A 17,803-nucleotide genomic window follows, 5' to 3' on the forward strand; every position below is an offset into this window, starting at 1 on the left:
TCGGAGCAGGGTGCCGAAAAGTTCAGCACCCTGCTAGCGGTTCTCGATCTTCCTCTCCTGTCTCCCCTACCCACTTCCCTCGCTTCGATGGGGAAGGTTCCCCTTGGGCCTCGGCCGGCCCAAGGGGTCTTTTTTTCCCGTTTCGGGACCTAACCGTTAGAGCAGAAACTACCGATCTTCGTCACCGTGGTGGTGGCGTTGTTGCCGTTGGCGTTCTGCTCGAGCACCCACGTGACACAGCACTTCTCCCACTGGCACGGCGGCACGGAGTCCGGATACGAGTGGTAGCAGCTCGTGAAGCGCTGCTTGCGGCAGTAGTTGAGCCGCCCCGGCGGAGCGTTGTACTGGCGCGCCGGGTAATCGCAGAAGGAGTCCCCATTGGCGCCGTGCTGCTGGCGGAAGGGAGCGTTCTGCACGTCGCGTCCGCTGCGGCCGAGATCGTCGATGTTCTCTCCCACCGGCGCCGAGTCCTGGTCGTAGTTGGACTTTTCGATGGTGAAGTGCTGCGAGATGGTGCAGCAGGAGCGGTCGCCGTCCATGGTACCCACGATCTGCACCAGGGCGCCGGTCCGCTGGGCCGGCGGACTGCCGATGTTGTGCGGACCCGCGGTGCTGCCGTCGCCGCTCCAGCGATCCGAGGTACCGTCGTCGTTCGCCCGCTCCGGGTAGTAGTCGCCAGCCCGCTTGCCGCCCTGGAAGGGGCCGCTGGTCACGGCGTCCACGGCGCTCACGCAGCAGCGCTTCTCCACCGGCTTGCAAACCCCGTCGGCGCAGACCTCGATGTCCGGATCGCTGGGATCGCCAGTATCGCCGGGACCGGTGGTCAGCGGTGCGCCGCCCAAGGCGGTGATTGCCTCGCGCGCCTCGGCGAGCTGCATATAGTCCAGTTCCTGCAAGGGCAGCGACTGGTTCTCGAGCGCATCGCGCAGCGCCTCCAGGTCGGGAATGACGCTCGGGTTGCCGATTTCGCCGAGAACGAAGGCCGCGAAGGCCTTCTGGCCGGGGCTGCCGGTCGACAGAGTGGCGACCAGCTCCGGCAGCGCCAGATCACCGATCGCCACCAGCTGGTCGGTGACTGAATTGGGTTGCACCTGCGGGGTGCCGACCTCCGCGTCGGTCGGGGTCAGCGCTTCGAGCTGGCCGATCAGCGAGCGCACCACCGACGCCGGGTAGGCCGGACCGAACACCACCGCCGGCACGCTGACGGACCAGAATTGCAAGGGCGAGCCGGCGGCACCGAGCACGACCATCTCCGTCGGGCAGTCGGGCATGTCCAGAGAGCCGTCGTCCGCGAAATCGAGTTCCACGGTGCGGCCGTCGGTGCGGTAGGTGGAAAGAGGAACGGAACGGCTGGACATGCCGTCGCGGGTCACCGGCACCATCTGGATGGTCTCCGGCGCGATGCGCGAGGCGTCGAAGTAGCCGGAGGACAGCTTGATAGTGGTCTGGAACTCCTTGGCCGCCCGGTCGTCGGTCTTGCCCTTGCGGTCCGCGTCGGCATCCCGGCAGGAATGCGCCATCACCATGCCGAAGGGCTCCACCGATGGCCGAGTCGAGGTGCGGTTGTTGCCTTCGATGATCTCCGGAATCTCGTTCTTCGGATCCACCACCAGGGTGACCAGCTCGTTGGGCAGGATTTCGACCGCCCGCAGCGTCTTCTTGAGGGAATAGCTGCACGAGCACAGCGGCAGACCGATCTGAGCCTTCTTGCAGGTGCCCGAATAGGTCCGGTAGCCGTTGCCGTCGCCGATGTCGTACTCGATGTCCGGGCAGGTCTTGGTCGAACAGCTCGACTGGCCGGAGCAGGTGCCACCGGTGCCGCCGCGGCACTTGACCTCAAAGGCCACCGCCTGCTCGCCGCCGACCTCCAGAGCGAAGGGCAACACCGCTTCGCCTTCCTGGGCGAAGGTCACCCAATCCTCCACCACCACCTCGACGTCGTAGAGGTTGCCGCCGAGCGGAGTAAAGGAAAACCCGCCGTCCTCGACGACCACCGGCACGAGGTCACCGGTAGCCCCTTCGCTCGAGCCATCGTCGGTGTGCAGACCACCCATCACCTCGTCGAGGGCGAACTCTTCGAGATTGCTGGTCACCGAGAAGGTGCCGAAGGGGATCTCCGGCGGATCGTGCTCCCACAGCTTCTCCCACTTGTTGTCCGGGAACAGCACCTCGCCGATCACCATGTTGGTGCCGGGGACCTTGTCGATCCGGAAACCGGTGGCGCCCTCGGGGATGGTCGCTTCCCCTTCGGTGGTCAGGTTGCCGTCCTTGTAGACCTTGTAGGTGTACTTGTTGGGATTGTCGGGATCCTTGGTGATGGTCCAGGTGGCCTTGCCCTGCGACCGCCGGCTGACCAGGCCACCGGACGCCACATCCACCGCCTCGAAAGAAACCCAGTCATCGGGACCGAGCTGGTCGATCGGGAACCCGACGCGGGCGCAGAACACGAACAGGCTTTGGCCTGCCACCCGATTCGGGTACTTCACCAGCACGCCGCCACCGGCGGAGCCCTGGTAGACGTGAAGCTGGCCACCCTGTTCGACCAGCGTGGCGTCGCCGATAGGCGAGAACTCGGGGCCTACAACCCCGTCGTCGAATAGGTCGACATAGGTGCCGGGGATGGCGTCCGTTGGAATGGGTACCGGCGTCTGCACGGTCGCCATGGCGGCAGCAGAGAGAGTGGAAAAGACGAAAGCCGAGAGTGCCAGAAGTCGAAGACATCGCATCGCAAGATCCTCCTTGGATCGTTCATTTCGCCACCCGGCCGGAGCGCCCGGCGGCGCGGTCACTGAAGACCGCTTCCAAGAAGACAAGCGAGAAGAGATAGATTTTTCAGTAAGGGCTGACCGACGGTCTGGCCGCCGACCTAGAGGTCGAGTTCGACGTATCGCCCGGAGGCGTCGATCATCGTGCCCCAGACTTTCGAAGAGGCTTGGTGGCGGTCCGGACCAAAAGCGAGGCCGGCGCCTATTTCGGCATCGTAGTCGAGGGATTGGACTGCCGTGAGGAACTCTTCGATGGTCGGGGGATCAGCGCCGCTGCGGAGCGCCTCGGCGAACACCTGCGCCGCCAAGTAGCCTTCGAGGGAGACGAAGCCCGGTTGCTCCGATGGAAAGTGGCGCGCCAGGTGTTCGCGATAACGGGCGACGCCGGGCTCGGCGGACTCCGGGTGGGGTACGACCTGGCTGACGATCACGCCCTCGGCGTAGCGCGGTCCGAAGCCCGCCAGTTCTTCGGCCAGGGCGCGGCTGCCGACGAAGGAGAGGTTGGCGAACACCGGCTCGATGCCGTCGTCCACCAAACGACGGATGAATTCGGCGGCCGGCCGGTAGGTGGCGGCCATGACGATGGCGGAGACCGCCGCGCGCCGGCGCTGGATCCCCTCCACGGCGCCGTCCAATTCTAGGCTGTTGCGCCGGTAACCGACGCGCAGCACCGAACCCTCGTAGCCGCGCGCCGCGAGCGCCGAGCGCACACCTTCGTAGCCCGCATCACCGTAGCCGTCGTCCTGGGCGAAGACGGCAATCTCCGAAGGCTCGAATCCCAGATCCTCCAGGAAGTAGTCGACCAGCGCGGCGGTCTCTTCGGCGTAGCTCGCTCGGTAGTTGAAGACGTAGCGGTCCGGAGGGTCGCGGCGCAGCAGATCGGCGCCGGAGAAGGCACCGAAGAAGGGCACCCCCTGCTCTACGGCGAGCGGAACGGTGACCGCGGCGGTCGGAGTGCCGACGTTGCCGAGAATGGCGAAAACGTCGCGCTGATGCAGCAGCTCGATCATATTGGCAACCGCCCGGTCGGGCTCATAGGCATCGTCGAGAGCGATCAGCTCGAGATCTCGGCCGTGCACCCCGCCGTCGGCGTTGATCTCCCGGAAGTACGTCTCGATCCCCGTCTGCATGCCCCGGCCCAGTTCGCGCGCTGGCCCCGAGAAGGCGGCACTCATGCCGATCGCAATCCGGGAGTCGGTCACACCCCGGAGGTCCTCGGCGGCGACGGTACCGGCGGCCGAATCCGCAGCGTCGTTCGCCCCGCCTCGCCACCAGAGGAATCCACCGGCCAACAGGATCAAGGCGAGCACCGCCGGCACCAGCCACCGGCGCCAGCCGCCGGCACCGCGGGCAGGCGCGGCGGTCTTCTCGTTCAGCAGAGTGGGCGCAACCGACGGCCCTCCGGCGGGGCTGCTCGCCGCGGCGCTGACGAGAGTCGGCGGCACCGCCGAGTCCGGCCCACCGACGGCCGAATCGAGGGCCTCGACCAGTTCGTCGGTGGAGGCGAAGCGGTTCTCCGGAGCGATGGCCATCGCCTTGGCGATCACCGCGGCGACGGCCGGCTGCTCGGCGAGGAGGCCGAGATCGAGCTGCGGCGGCCGCTGCATCTGCTGCACCAGCACCGAATGCGGCGTCTGCCCGTAGTACGGCCGGTGCCCGGTGACCATGAAAAAGAGGATCGCCCCGAGGGCATAGATGTCGGAGCGGGCGCCGGCCTCCGCCGGCGACTCGATCTGCTCCGGCGCGATGAAGCCGGGCGTTCCCATCAGCAAACCCATCTGGGTCAGGCGGGTGCCCTCCGCCCCTTCCAGGGTGCGGGCGATGCCGAAATCGAGCACCTTCAGGGTGTCCGGGCCGCTCCGGCTCGACGCGATGAACAGGTTCTCGGGCTTCAGGTCCCGGTGCACGAGATCATTGCGGTGCGCCGCGCTCACTCCGGCGCAGGCCTGGTGCATCCAGTGGACCGCATCGGCCATGGGCAGGCCCTGTTTTTCCGGCACGAGAGCGGAGAGGGTCTGGCCGGTGAGGTACTCCATGACCATGAAGATCATGCCGGTCTCGGTGTTGCCGAAATCGATGATGCCGACAACGTTCGGGTGGCTGAGCTGGCTCAGTAGCCGCGCTTCCTGGAAGAAGCGCGAGATCATCGAGGGAGTAGACTGGGCCGAAGGCAAAAGGATCTTGACGGCGACGTCTCGGTCCAAGGGCGTTTGAACGGCGCGGAAAACCGCCCCCATGCCGCCGGCTCCGATCTGTTCCTCGATGCGGTAGGTGCCCTTGAGCACCGTACCGATCAACGGGTCGGACTCCTGCTGGGTGTGGACCAGAACGGCTCCGTCGCCGGGGCATACTTCGCCCTCGGCATACTCCTTTCCACACAACGGACAGTACTTCACGGCGGGATCCTCGTCGTCGAGAGTCTCTTGCGGCTCTTCCAGCAGGATACTACTCAACGGGGAGGGCAGCCGAAACCGCAGTGCATCTCCCGAGAAAAAAGACGAGGGCAAAGCGGCGGGCTGCAGCCGTCCGTGAAGCGGCGACTGCAACCCATCAGGTCGCCGAACGAGCTACGGGATCGGCACTTCCACCGCACCGATGTCACAGGGTTGGGTTCGGGGCAGGTTGAGCAGATCGATCGCCCAAACGCCCGCAGCGGTGCAGAAACTCCCAACCGCCCCGCCCACCGCCGGGCCGGCAGGATCGGGCACCGGATACTCGAAGGTCAGCAGCCCCGCGGGTGTCGACAGATTGAAGTCGCCCTGGAAGACCTTTGAAAACGTCTTGGTCTCTGGTACCTCCGGGCAGGTCGCCGCGGTGGGGGATAGCTGCAGGTTGCCACCGCTGGAGATGGTTTCTCCACCCAGCATCAGAGGTAGGCCATTGCCGTCGCAGGTGCTGTCCGTGAAATGGCCCTCCACCAAAGAGTTCTTGAGGTACACATGGCCGGGGGAGTTGACGATCTCGTAGTTGATTTCACTTCTGCCGTAGTTGCCGACCAGGCTGGTATGAATCAACTCCACCTCGCTGGTGCCATAGATTCCAATGGCGCCGCCACTGCGAGGCATTTGAGGGCGAACCCGCAGCGCATGCATTTGGTCGAACTGGGAGATGTTCCACATGAAGGCGCTGTTCACGACATAGCTTCCCTGGGAATTCTCAAAGTAGACGCCGCCACCGCCATTGCCTCCTCGGGCCACGTTGTCGGTGAGGACACTGCGATGCAGATGGAGCTCTCCGCGCGCGAGAATCGCCCCTCCGGAGCCGCCGGAGGGCTCGTCGCCCCAGCCGGCGCTGTTGACCTGAAAGAGGCTGCGGGTGATGGTCGCGACGCCGGCGGAGCCGTGCAGTAGGGCGCCTCCACCGACCACACCGAAGGCCATGTTGGCCTGAAACTCGCTGTTCAACACCTCGAGGTAGCAATTGCTCATGATCGCTCCGCCGCCACCGGTCTGTATCCCGTTCGAGACTTTGCCCCAGGCAATATTCGTCGCGAAGTACGTTCGTTCGATGAGGACCGGCTGGCTCGAACTGCCGCTCGCACAGAAGAGAGCGCCTCCTCCGAGATCCGCCATGTTGCTTTCAAAACTCGAGTTCGAGATCGACATGTTGCTGCCGTGCAGCGCGCCGCCACTCGAAGCGCTCTTGTTCACCGCGAACTCCGAGTCCTTGATGGTCACCTTCGCGTTGGCGCTGCTGATGGCGCCGCCCAGCCCTTCCGCCACGTTGCCGCGGAACCGACAATTGACGATGTCCACCTGAGCGGCCGGCGAAGCGATGAGAATGGCGCCGCCAGCCCCCGACTCGTTGCCATCTTCGAGGGCCAGATCTCGGAACTCGATGTTGAACTTGCCGCCGATTCGAAAGAGGCGCTCGAATCCCGCGCTCTTGATGGTCATCGGGCCTCGAATGACCAGGTCGGAGCTCAGGTGAACCTGCGTATTGAGGGTGACGGCGCTGCCGACCGCCGAGCTGAAGACGATCTCATCGGGACCTTGGCCCCAGGCGCAGTCCTGGTTCGGTTGGTTCATGTTGTCGTTCTGTGCGGACTGGACCGCCTCGCGCAGCGTGCAGTCGCCATCGTTTGTCACATTGTTGTCTAGCGGCGAGTTGACGGTGATGGTCTTGGCAGCGGCCGGGCCGACCGAGAACAACACCGCGAGGGTCAAACCTGAAACGAGTAATGAAATCCTTCTCATGGATCTTTCCTCCAGAAGCGGCATACCGAGGGATCGGTTCGCCGGGTTTCGGAACGGTTTTCTAGAAGTTCATGGGCAACATCCGCTCCTTACTCCCGTACACGAGAAAGCGGGAGAGAACCTGCCAAAGCGGTCGAGATCCAGCGGACGATGCCGCTTAGATCGCCCGACTTGCACCTTGTCTGGAGTATCCCGTTGCGTTGATACACTCGTACCTTCTCTTTTGATGGTGCTTTTCTTGCGAGGCTGAACGGATGGGAGAGGTGTATGCAAAGGCCCAGCGAAACCCGTTCCGTGACCGACCTCATCGAGGCCCATCGGCGAGGGGAGCCCCGCGCCTTCGAAGACTTCGTGGCGCTGCTCTATGGAGATCTCCACCGCATCGCGCACTTCCAGCGCCGCCGCCTGCGGCCGGGAGAAACCCTCAACACCACCGCCTTGGTCCATGAGGCCTTCGCCAAGATCGCCCAGCAGACAAACCCCCAGTGGGACGGACGATCGCACTTTCTGGGGGTGGTGGGGCACGCCATGCGCCACATCCTGGTGGACACGGCGCGCCGCCGGCTGAGCGCCAAGCGCGGCGGCGGCCAAAGGCCGAAAACCCTGGAAGATTCCCTCCATGCGGACGCCCGCCACGCCCGGGACGTGCTGGCCGTGGACCAGGCCCTCCATCGTCTGCGCGCCCTGGACGAGCGGATGTGCCGGGTGGTTGAGTGCCGGTTCTTCGCCGGCCTTTCGCGCGAAGAGACCGCGGCAGCCCTCGGCATCTCGCCGCGCACGGTGCACCGCGACTGGTTGCGGGCCAAAGCCTGGCTGCACCAGCTCTTGAGCCCTGCCGAACCGGGGCGAGGACAGGCCGATGGCTGATCGCCGGCCACCGGAGGAACCGAGTGCCAGAGACCGGCAAGCGGACCGACTCCTCTCGGAGTTGCTCGATCTTCCGCCGGATCGCCGCGCCCGGCGCTTGCGGGAGGCCTGCGGCGAGGACTCCCGTCTGCGCCAGCAGGTGGCCTCCCTGCTGGCGGCGGCCGACGCAACGGATTCCCTGCTACGGCCCGGTGGCGCCATCGATGACGAATTCCTGCGGCACCTGACGGTCGGATCGCCCCTCCAGCCGGGCGCAGATCTCGGCCGGTACCGCCTGTTGCGCGAGATCGGCCGCGGCGGCATGGGGGTGGTCTACCTCGCCGAGCGGGCGGACGGTCACTTCGACCAGCGAGTCGCCATCAAAGTCCTCTCCTTCGGCGGCGACCGCACCGCCCAGGAGCGCTTTGCCCGGGAACGGCAGATTCTGGCGGATCTGGAGCACCCCCACATCGCCCGGCTGCTCGACGGCGGGGTCACCGACGAGGGCCACCCCTTCTTGGTCATGGAATTCGTGGACGGCTTGGCGCTCGATCGCTACTGCCGCGACAAAGGCCTCGCCTTGAAAGCCCGCCTCGGCCTGGTGTCGAAGGTCTGCGAAGCCGTCCAGGCGGCCCACGGACAACTGGTGGTGCATCGGGATCTCAAGCCATCGAACATCCTGGTCACCGGCGACGGCCAGATCAAGCTGCTCGATTTCGGCATCGCCAAGCTCCTGGCCCCATCCGCCGGGCAAACCGAAGCGCCTGCTCAGGATCTGACCTCGGCGAACTATCTGACGCCCCAGTACGCCAGCCCGGAACAGGTGCGAGGAGAAGCCATCACCGTCGCCTCGGACATCTACCAACTCGGCATGCTCGCCTTCGAACTGCTTGCCGGCTGCCTGCCCTATGACGTGCGTACCGTCACGGCGGCCGAGGCGGAGCGAGCGATCTGCCAGGAGGACGTCGCGCGACCGAGCGAGATGCGGGCTCTCCTACCGGCCAAGGACGTCGCCCCGGGCCTGCCGTCGGCCCAAGAACTGCGCGGCGACCTCGACACCATCGTGCTCGAAGCGCTGCGCAAGGAACCCGGCCGGCGCTACGAGTCCGTCGGCCGTCTGCGGGACGATCTCAACAACTACCTCGCCGGCCTACCGGTTTCCGCCCGCCCGGACACCTGGCACTATCGACTGGGAAAGTTCATCCGGCGCAACGCCCTGCCCGTCGCCGCCACCGTCGGGACCGCGCTCCTCATCGCCTTTCTCGTCATCAGCTTCACCATCCGCCTGGCCCGCGAACGGGACCAGACCCTCGCCGCCGCCCAGCGGGCGGAACAGCAGCGCCAGATCGCCGAGACGAGGAGCCGGGAAGCCGTCGCGGTGGAAGATTTCCTCATCGACCTCTTCGACGTGTCGGATCCCAACCTCAGCGGCGCCGCCGGCCGCGACCTCACCGCCCTCGAGATCCTCCAGCGGGGCCTCGGGCAACTTCGCGACCCGTCGTCCCAAAACCTCCGCGGCCGGGCCCGGCTGTTCGCCGCGGTAGGCAAGATCTACAGCCACCTGGAACTCTTCGACGAAGCGGACGACATTCTCCAGGAAGCCCTCCGAATCGCCGAAAACGCGCCGGGAGACCATCGCCTGGAGCATTCCTACGTCCTCGGCACCTATGGTGACTTCCTCTATCAAGCCGGCAAGACCCCCGAGGCGATCGAGCCGCTGCGCCAAACCCTCGCCCTGCGGCGGGACGTCCTGCCGGCCGGCCATGAGCGAATCGCCACTGCTGCCGCGGGACTGGCCAACGTCCTGTTGTCCAACGGTCAGGCCGAGGAAAGCGCCCGGTTGGCAACCGAGGCCTTGGTGGTCATGGAAGCCCTCGACCGACCCGATCCCGGGCAGTTCTCCTTTCTTCTCTGCTTGCTAGGGCAGGCCAAGCTGCAGCACGGTGAGTTTCAGGAGGCCGAAGCCGTTCTGCTGCGCGCCCTCGACCATTCCCGCCAACACTTCGAAGAAGAGAGTTTTCAACACGTCCAGGTGATCGAGTCGCTGTCCCATGCCTACATCAACCAAGGCAAACATGAAGCCGCCATCCCCCTGCTAGAGCAGGCCATCCGCAGCCACAACACCCTTCTCGGACCGAACTCCTTCAAGGTGGCGCTGACCCAGCAAACCCTCGCCGCGAGCTATGTCGGCCTCGGTGAGCTGGCGGAGGCGACACGGTTGCAGCAAGACGCCCTGGCGATCGTCGCGGAGATTGCCGGCGCCGACTCCCGAGCCGCCATCAGCCTGCGGCACAACCTGGCCAGCCTGCGATTGGATCAGGGAGATGCGGCCGGCGCCGAGGCGGACTTCCGCGAGCTGCGAGCCGATCAAGAACGAACGCTCGTCCCGTCCCACCCGTTCCACGGCATTACCCTCGGCGACTTGGGCCGCGCCCTCACCGCCCAAGGCAAAGATCGAGAAGCCGAAGCCGTCCTCCTCGAAAGCCTGGCGCAGATCGAAGAACACAGCGGCCCGCGCGGCCAGTTCATCACCTACACCCTGCTCAATCTCGGCCGCCTCTACCGCAGCCAGGGGCGGGTGGAAGAGGCCGAGCCCCTCCTCCGCCGCGCCCTCGACATCCGCCGCGAGACCATGGCCGCGGATTCGCCGGAGGTCGAAGAGGCACGTGCAGAGCTGCTGGATTTTCTTCGGGATACGGGCCGAAGCGGGGAGGCTGAGGCATCCGGTTCAGCCCGAGTCTGCGGCGGGTGAGGCCGCGCCGCAGGGTTGGTCCGCGGGCTCTACCAGCTCGATCCAGCCGGTCTTGTCCAGCGACAGCACTACCGTGCCGGACCAACCGGTGCCGTAGATGCACTTCTTCAGAGTCATGGGCTCGAATCGCTTGGCCCTACGGGCCACCGGTTCCGTTTGCGGCGAGCCGCGCCGGAGCCGAACGGCATCTTCCAGCATTTCGACCACCCCCTTGCGCGGATGCCCGAATGCGTAAGCGGTCCAGCAGCCACCGCTCCACCAAAACCGGCACTTGCGATCGCTCGGCCCCATGGAGAGCACCGCAACCTTGGGCCGGATCCGGTCGAGCAATGCTCGGGTGGTGCCGTTGGCGGAGCCGTGGTGCCCCACCTGATACACATCGGACTTCAGCTCATCCTGCGGGTAGCGTCGCACCAGATCCTCGATGGCCACCTCTTCGAGATCCCCGGTGAGCAGGACCGAAGCGTCTCCATATTCAACTCGGATCACCAAGCTGTGGTTGTTCTGGTCCCTGAAGTGATATTTTCGTTCGCCGTCGAATACCTCGTACCCCCAGCCCGGATCCTCCTTGAGGTACCCCCACAAGATCTCGATCTCTGGGTCGACATCGTGCGGCGACGACCCCTGCCGGCAATCGATGGGGTCGATCACCTCATCCCTCTGCGGCGCCACATCGGACAGGCGGTCGAATTCGACGACGCGAGCGGCTCGTCCAGGCTGCTGGGCGTAGGTCTGCAACGCCTCCTGACCTCGACCACCGGAACCGACGGTCTGGCCGTTGGTCACCACGTTCTCGACTCGGATCCCCGCCAGCAACAACGGTTCGATGCCGCGCGTGTGGTCCAGGTGCGGATGGGTGAGAGCGACCAGCCTCAAGGTGCGGTCCAGCTCCGGGCGCTCCGCGAAGAAAACCTGGAGGTACTCGACGAGCGTCTCGTTGCTGTTGAATCTCGGGTTCTTCTCCCCTCCGGCGTCGACCAGCATCGCCGCACAGGGAAATTCGAAAAGCGTCGCATCCCCTTGGCCCACATCGATGAAGTGCACCTTGAACGGCGGCACCTCCTGGGCGTCAACGGTGGCCACGGGCACGGTCAGGACCACCAGCAAAGCAACCCAGATGCTGCTCGTGACGAACGTCGAAGCTCTTGGAAACAATGAACTTGCTAGCAACATCGTGGACCTCGCTTGGCTTTGAGATCCACGGGACCCTGGGCTTTGACATCCATGGAACCGCCGGCTCCCAACGAAGGGACGGCCTCGCGACCGGGTTTTCGCACTCTCGGCACCATCCACCTAAACAACATTCCCCTGGCACCTTCGCGTGGCAGCACCTTCGCGAAGTAGCACCATCCACCTAAACAACATTCCCCTGGCACCTTCGCGAGGTAGCAACATTCCCCTGGCACCTTCGCGTGGCAGCACCATTCCCTTGACACCTTCGGGTGGTGGCGCCTTCGGGTGGCCGGTCCGTGGGGGTCAGCGGGATCGGGAAACGCGACGCCGCAGGCGCCATGTCCCCACCATCAGGAACAGAACCGCAAGGACGACGAGAAACGGGGCGTCGAGAGTTGGGATCGCCTGGATCGGTACACCCGTCCGCTCGAAATCCCACGTCACGTCGCCGACACCGTTCACCGCCACCCGCACGCCGTCCAGGTTGCCGACGAAACCGACGTAGCTGCTCGCGGTGTCCCCCATGTTCCAGCGTAGGGCGCCGCCCTCCGGAAGGTTGAAGGCGTTGATGCGGGCATTCGGATTGGCGATCAGGAAATCCGCCAGAGTGCTGCTTCCGCCGGTGTTGATCTGCCACACGCCGAGGAAGGCATCCCAGAACTGCCACATCCCGGTGGCCACCTGCGCCGGCGGTGGCACGTAGTCCAGCCGAGTCTCGTAGACCCCGTCGCCGTCCGCATCGAGGTACAGATTGACGTACCAGTTGTTGGTGTTGCTGGCGACCGGATCCACATAGGTCCAGAAGGACAAGGCCGTGAGATCGCTGAGCGGCAGATCGTGGAATTCGTTGCGCAGCAGGATGATCTTCGACGCGGGATCGACGATCGCCGCCCGGTAGCTGCCGCTGCCCAAAGGCGGGGTGTCCGGTCCGTCCACGAACTCGACCGGCGGCGGCGCACCGAAGGGGCCGATCAACCAACCGCTGGGATCGTCGGGGGTGACCGTTTCGACCTGCGCCGAGGCCGCATGGACAAGAGAAAAGCTGAGAACAACTGCCAGGCAACAGCGTAAGAGCATCGGAATCTCCCGAATCTTCAGTTCCACGAAAGCGAATAGCAGGTTCACACTCTACAGGTGCTTTCGCCGCAGCCCCAACCCCAAGATCCGGAACTCGGCGATACGCTTCGGCTCCGAACTGAGGGAATTCGAAGCCTTCGGCCGGCCCGGAGTGGTCCGCCAAAGCGGTCCTTTTCGCTTGAAAGCCTAGTGGACGGAACGTTTTTGCGTTCAACGTTCCACCCGATCAGAGCACCCACGACCGCCAGCTTGGAGGCGAAATGTCTAGCAACCGAGTCACCCCCTCTTTGTCCACTCTCCACATCCTGGCGCTCACGTTCCTGCTGCTGACTGCGCTCCTCACGACGGCCTGCGGTGGGGTGGACGGCGGTGCCTCCGGCGAGGATTCCTCAGCCGCCGGTGTACAGACGCGCAGTCCGGAGCAGGAGGTCAAGGCCCTGCGCAAGGCCCACGGCGACAGCGACCCCCGCACGCTGCAAGCGATGGCCCGCTGGATCCGCTCGGCCACCGGCTCCGGCGATCTGGAGAGCGGCAGTGCGATCTTCGATCGCCTCCTCGGCCTCGACCTGCGTTCCTCGCCGGTCCTCGCCTGGGGCAAACCACCCATCTCCCTGGCGCGCCACCTCGGTGGACTGGGAGAACTCGAAGCGGCCCGGCGGCGGATCGCCACTCAGCTTGAAGAGCACACAGAGATTCTGGACGACTTCCAGCTCTTCGCCCTCGACGTCGATCGCGCCGTGGCCCGGCTGGACCTCGCCCTGGGGAACGAGGCCGAAGGGATCGCGCGGCTCGAACGAATCCTCGAGAAAAGAAGACAGGCCGCGGGCACTCCCGGAGCTTGGGTCCAGATCGCCGAGCGGGATCTTCAGCAAGCGCGGCGGCAGGGCCCCGGGGACAGTGAGGCACTTCGCCCGGTAGCGGCCCAACCCACGGCCGCGCAGCCGCCGCCGGACGACAGCCCGGCCGCCATTCTGGCCGAAGCGTTCTCCGGCCGCTTTGCGGACGCCGGCGCCGCAGAGCGCCTGGCCGAAATGGGCCTGGCCGGCGCCGCGGGCCTGGGAGAACTGTTCTCCGGTCGCGAGGAGAACTGGGCGCGCTCCTTCGGCCAGCGCGCAGGGCGCTGGTCGTCGTCGGTCGCCGCCGATCAACACGCTCACTTCGACAATATTCTCGAGCTTTCAACCCGATCGGGTCTCGAGGTCGCCGAGCGCTCACGGCTCTACGGCTCCGGCGACCTCAGCCTGGTCACCCGCATCCTGCGGCACGGATCGCCGGAGCAGCAAAACGCCCTGGTCCCGGAGCAGGTTCGAAGATTCCAGGCGCCGCTCTCCGACGACCCACCGACCTCCGGCGCGGAGATCCAGGCCGTGATCTTCCAGCTTCAAGCTCTCACCCGAGCCCTCGATCGCCTGCCGCAGGACGACCCACGATTTGCCTCCCTGCACAACGAGCGGGAACGCCTCCATGGGGACCGGCGAGACCTCCTGAACCAAGCCTGGAACGCCCACGACGTGGCCTCCATGCCCACCTATCTGTGGGAGCTCCAGCCGCACCTCGACCCGAGCCTGGTGATGCTCTACTTCGTGGTGGGTTCCGACCACACGGACCTGCTGGTGGTGCCGCCCACCGGCGATGTGAAGAAACACCGCGCGCCGATCGGCCGAACGGCGCTGGCGGAAGACCTCGACCGGCTGCTGGAGCAAACCACCGGCCTCCAGCGGGGAGTCGCCGAGATCGAAGATTTCGATCAGCCGGACGCCCTCTCCAGGGCGGCGGCGGAGCGGCGGCTCTACGACCTGCTGATCGCGCCGGCGGCGGCGGACATCGAGCGGGCCGAGCGAGTGCTGATCGTGCCGGACGGGCCGCTCTACCGGCTACCCTTCGCCTCGTTGCGCCGCCCCCTCGACGAGGACAAAGAACAGTTCTTCGTGCAGTGGAGACCGCTCTACTTTGCTCCCTCCGCTGCCGCCTATCGCGCCTTCATCCTGCGCCGGGCGCGGCAGCCCGGGGAGCCCCTCGCGGGGCGTCTCACCGCTTTCGCGAACCCTGCCTACGAGCGCTCCGGATCAGCCGGTCAGAAGCAGCCTCTACCGGTGGCCGTCCGCTCCGCGGCGGACCGTGGTTTCGACGGTGAGCTCGTACCGCTCCCCGGCTCCGAGATGGAGGCACAGCAGATCGGTCGGATGTTCGAGCGGGGCTCGCGGAACGCCTCCATCCACCTCGGAGCCGGCGCTACCGAAGAACTCGCCAAAGAGCAGGCCGGCGAGGCCGACATCCTGCACTTCGCGGTCCACGGCTTCGTTAACGAGATGCAGCCGGAGCACTCCTTCCTCGCCCTCAGCCTCGCCGATTTCCATGCCGAGGGCCCCGACGCCAGAGACCCCGACAACGGCATCCTCGAAGGCTGGGAGATCGTCGACCAAATGGCGCTGGACGCCGAGTTGGTCGCGCTCTCGGCTTGTGAAACGGCGGTCGGCCGCGAGCGCGGCGGCGAAGGCCCGGTCAGCCTGAGCCGCGCCTTCCTGGCGGCCGGTGCGCGCTCCGTTCTGGCCTCCCTCTGGCGGGTGGACGACGCCGCGACGGCGGAGTTGATGATCTCCTTCTACGAACATCTGCTGGCCGGCAAAGCCAAGGACGAGGCCTTGCGGCAAGCGCAACTCGACCTGCTGCAGAACTCGGACTTCCGCGACCCCTACTACTGGGCCGGCTTCCAGCTCACCGGCGACTGGCTGTGAGGACCGCCCTCGAAGCCCTCGCGGCGGCGGCCTTCGTCCTCTTCACCGCGGCTTGCTCGCCGGGCGCCTCATCGGCACCGGATCCCCCGGCGCAGACCGGCGCGCGGCCCACTTCCGACTGCCCGAAGGGTGCGGCGGTGGCGTCCGATGGCATCCGCCGCCTGGCCTTGGTGGTAGGGGTGGGCGAATACGCCAACCCATCGGTGAGCGATCTTCCGGGACCGCCGAACGATGCGCAGCGGATCTACCAGCTTTTGACCGACGAGGCGAGCGGCTACGGCTTTCCGCGGTCGAATGTCTGCCTGCTGCTCGATGAGCAAGCCACCACCGCCGGATTCCGCCAAGCCTTCGAACAGGGACTGATCGCGCGCGCCGAGGCGGGCGACGTCGCGGTGATCTACTTCGCCGGCCACGGCGCTCAGACTCCGGACGAAAACGGCGACGAATCCGACGGACAGGACGAAACCCTGCTCTTTCACGACGCTCGCACCGGCGACGTCGGCGACCTCATCGACGATGAATTCCATCGCCTTCTCACCCGCCTCCACCGGCGCACCCAGCGGGTGACGGTGATCCTCGACTCCTGCACTTCGGCCTCTGCCACCCGAGCCACCGGCAACGCCTTCACGGCGCGCTTTCAGCCACCGGCGGTGGCGCGCGATCACGTCCTCGTCGCCGGGGACGATACATCTCGGGAAAGCGACATCGGCGACGACAGTGCCGCGAGCTGGCTGCCCCGGGACCTGCCGGGAGTGGTGACCTTCTCTGCCGCCTCGGACAACACCCCGGCCCTGGAGCGGGCCGGCTCCGGCATCTTCACCGACGCCCTCCTCCAGGTCCTCTCGGCCCATGGCGGTCAACCCCTGAGCTACGCCCAGGCGGCGCGGCGCATCCGACCTTTGGTGGCGGCCCGCAGCCACCAGATCCCTTACTTTCAGGGCGACCTCGATTCCATGGTCTTCGCCGACCGGAGCCGCCGCCGCCCCACCGCCTGGGAAGTCACCGCGGTAGAGCCCCGGCTGCTCCTCGCCGGGCCGCCGCTGCCGGGCATGGGCGCCGGTGCGGAGCTGCGGATCTACGATGGCGCCAGCACGGCCCGGGCCGTTCGGGATCCCGCCGGGTCGAAAGCCACCGTCACCGTCCTGGGTTCGGGGGACGGAGGATCCGAAGAGCCCGTCACCGCCTTCAACAGCACCGCCCTCAATGTCACCGCTCAGATCATCGCGACGCCCGCCGGCGCTTCCGAGATCCGCGAGGGAGATCTCGCCGTCCTGGTCCGGCCGAGCGACGACTTCGTGGAGTTGCGCGTACGGATTCGCCCCGCCAGAGAACCCGGGGGCGTGCCGAGGGCGGATGCCGAACGCCTCCGAGCCGCCGTCTCCGGCCATCCGGAAGCGGCTCTGCTGGTGCAGTTGACCGAACAGGCCGGCGACTTCGAGCTGTCCCGCCAGCCCTCCGGCGATCTCGGCCTGTGGGGCCCACACCGCCTGCGGGAGACCTATAGAGCAGAAGGCTCTCGCCTCGCCCGCCAGGTCGCCGCAAGCCTGTGGCGCCACGCCCGGCAGAAGGCTCTGCTGGCGCTCCAGGGCGAAGGCGGCGACGACTTTCGGGACCAGGAGACTCTGGAAGTCTCCCTCGTGCCGGCGAACCGCCAAACGATCTGCGCGCGGGGCGAATGGCGGGCAGCGGCAGCCGGGGGCGAGCAGGCGATTCCCCTATGCCAGCGGTGGCACGTCAAGGTTCGCCTCAGCGCGGAATCGCCCCTCCCCCTGCTGGTCGGCGGGCTGGTGCTGTCGACGGACGGCGGCATCGCGACCTTCCCGGACGGCGCATCCTCCGCCGTCGGAAGCCCGGACTCCCACCGCCAGGTCAAGCTCGCACCCGGCAGTGAGCACATCTTCCGCGACACCCTGTTCGAGGCTCGGCCGCCCCTCGACGTCCAGGACAAGGTCATGGTCTTCGGCACCCAGGAATCGAACCCCGTGGCCTGGCATCTCCTCGCCGCGACGGCCGACAGCCGCTCCGGATCCAGCGCTCCGCGCAGCCCATTGTTCCGCGCTCTTGACCGCTACCTGCGCCCGGCCACGCGAACCCAGGCGCGAGTCGAAGAAGACGCCGACTTCGCGGACACCACCTGGACCCTCACCACCACCACCCTGCGGGTGGTCGGCGGCGGGACTGCTAGCGCCGGACTGTCGCCTCAGCGGGATTGGAAAACGATCTGCGATCCGCGAAGCCGCTGCGGAGCCCCCTGAAGCT

At 66.3% G+C, this 17,803-nt stretch carries 9 protein-coding genes; 4 read left to right on the forward strand and 5 right to left on the reverse strand.

From position 1 onward, the window contains the following. Positions 1 to 149 precede the first annotated feature (149 nt). The 3 genes from AAF481_17205 to AAF481_17215 form a co-directional block, all read right to left on the reverse strand. On the reverse strand, positions 150 to 2,726 hold the full coding sequence (locus AAF481_17205) for a hypothetical protein (GenBank protein ID MEM7482915.1): 2,577 nt from the start codon (positions 2,724 to 2,726) through the stop codon (positions 150 to 152). A gap of 140 nt (positions 2,727 to 2,866) precedes the next feature. Then, positions 2,867 to 5,218 (reverse strand): ABC transporter substrate-binding protein, encoded by a 2,352-nt coding sequence (locus AAF481_17210; GenBank protein ID MEM7482916.1) that lies wholly within the window; start codon positions 5,216 to 5,218, stop codon positions 2,867 to 2,869. A gap of 114 nt (positions 5,219 to 5,332) precedes the next feature. Beyond that, positions 5,333 to 6,961 (reverse strand): hypothetical protein, encoded by a 1,629-nt coding sequence (locus AAF481_17215; protein MEM7482917.1) that lies wholly within the window; start codon positions 6,959 to 6,961, stop codon positions 5,333 to 5,335. A 294-nt stretch (positions 6,962 to 7,255) separates the two neighbouring features. On the opposite strand from AAF481_17215, the gene AAF481_17220 reads away from it, so the two are divergent. Both AAF481_17220 and AAF481_17225 read left to right on the forward strand, forming a co-directional pair. Further along, positions 7,256 to 7,828: an ECF-type sigma factor gene (locus tag AAF481_17220; protein ID MEM7482918.1), complete on the forward strand. Its 573-nt coding sequence runs from the start codon at positions 7,256 to 7,258 to the stop codon at positions 7,826 to 7,828. After that, positions 7,821 to 10,559, forward strand: coding sequence for a serine/threonine-protein kinase (locus AAF481_17225; GenBank protein ID MEM7482919.1), 2,739 nt, complete (start codon positions 7,821 to 7,823; stop codon positions 10,557 to 10,559). The genes AAF481_17220 and AAF481_17225 overlap by 8 nt, the downstream gene beginning before the upstream one ends. Here the strand turns inward: AAF481_17225 and AAF481_17230 are convergent. Continuing rightward, positions 10,536 to 11,660: an MBL fold metallo-hydrolase gene (locus AAF481_17230; GenBank protein ID MEM7482920.1), complete on the reverse strand. Its 1,125-nt coding sequence runs from the start codon at positions 11,658 to 11,660 to the stop codon at positions 10,536 to 10,538. The two genes, AAF481_17225 and AAF481_17230, sit on opposite strands and share 24 nt — an antisense overlap. 375 nt (positions 11,661 to 12,035) lie before the next feature. Then, positions 12,036 to 12,809, reverse strand: a complete 774-nt coding sequence (locus AAF481_17235; GenBank protein ID MEM7482921.1) for a hypothetical protein — start codon at positions 12,807 to 12,809, stop codon at positions 12,036 to 12,038. Between the two features lie 260 nt (positions 12,810 to 13,069). Here AAF481_17235 and AAF481_17240 point away from each other — a divergent pair, with 260 nt between their 5' ends. Together AAF481_17240 and AAF481_17245 are read left to right on the forward strand one after the other, a co-directional pair. Then, complete coding sequence (locus AAF481_17240) at positions 13,070 to 15,544, forward strand: CHAT domain-containing protein (GenBank protein MEM7482922.1); 2,475 nt, start codon at positions 13,070 to 13,072, stop codon at positions 15,542 to 15,544. Continuing rightward, positions 15,541 to 17,799 carry a caspase family protein gene (locus AAF481_17245; GenBank protein MEM7482923.1) on the forward strand — a complete coding sequence of 753 codons (2,259 nt, stop codon included), beginning with the start codon at positions 15,541 to 15,543 and terminating at the stop codon, positions 17,797 to 17,799. Before AAF481_17240 ends, AAF481_17245 begins: the two co-directional genes overlap by 4 nt. Positions 17,800 to 17,803 lie beyond the last annotated feature (4 nt).

This window comes from Acidobacteriota bacterium (assembly GCA_039030395.1).
GTDB lineage: Bacteria > Acidobacteriota > Thermoanaerobaculia > Multivoradales > JBCCEF01 > JBCCEF01.

What these genes read in the sequence shown, in the direction of transcription:
- AAF481_17240 (MEM7482922.1), top strand. Translation starts at nt 13,070, where the DNA reads ATGTCTAGCAACCGAGTCACCCCCTCTTTGTCCACTCTCCACATCCTG.
- AAF481_17225 (MEM7482919.1), top strand. Translation starts at nt 7,821, where the DNA reads ATGGCTGATCGCCGGCCACCGGAGGAACCGAGTGCCAGAGACCGGCAA.
- AAF481_17235 (MEM7482921.1), bottom strand. Translation starts at nt 12,809, where the DNA reads ATGCTCTTACGCTGTTGCCTGGCAGTTGTTCTCAGCTTTTCTCTTGTC.
- AAF481_17205 (MEM7482915.1), bottom strand. Translation starts at nt 2,726, where the DNA reads ATGCGATGTCTTCGACTTCTGGCACTCTCGGCTTTCGTCTTTTCCACT.
- AAF481_17215 (MEM7482917.1), bottom strand. Translation starts at nt 6,961, where the DNA reads ATGAGAAGGATTTCATTACTCGTTTCAGGTTTGACCCTCGCGGTGTTG.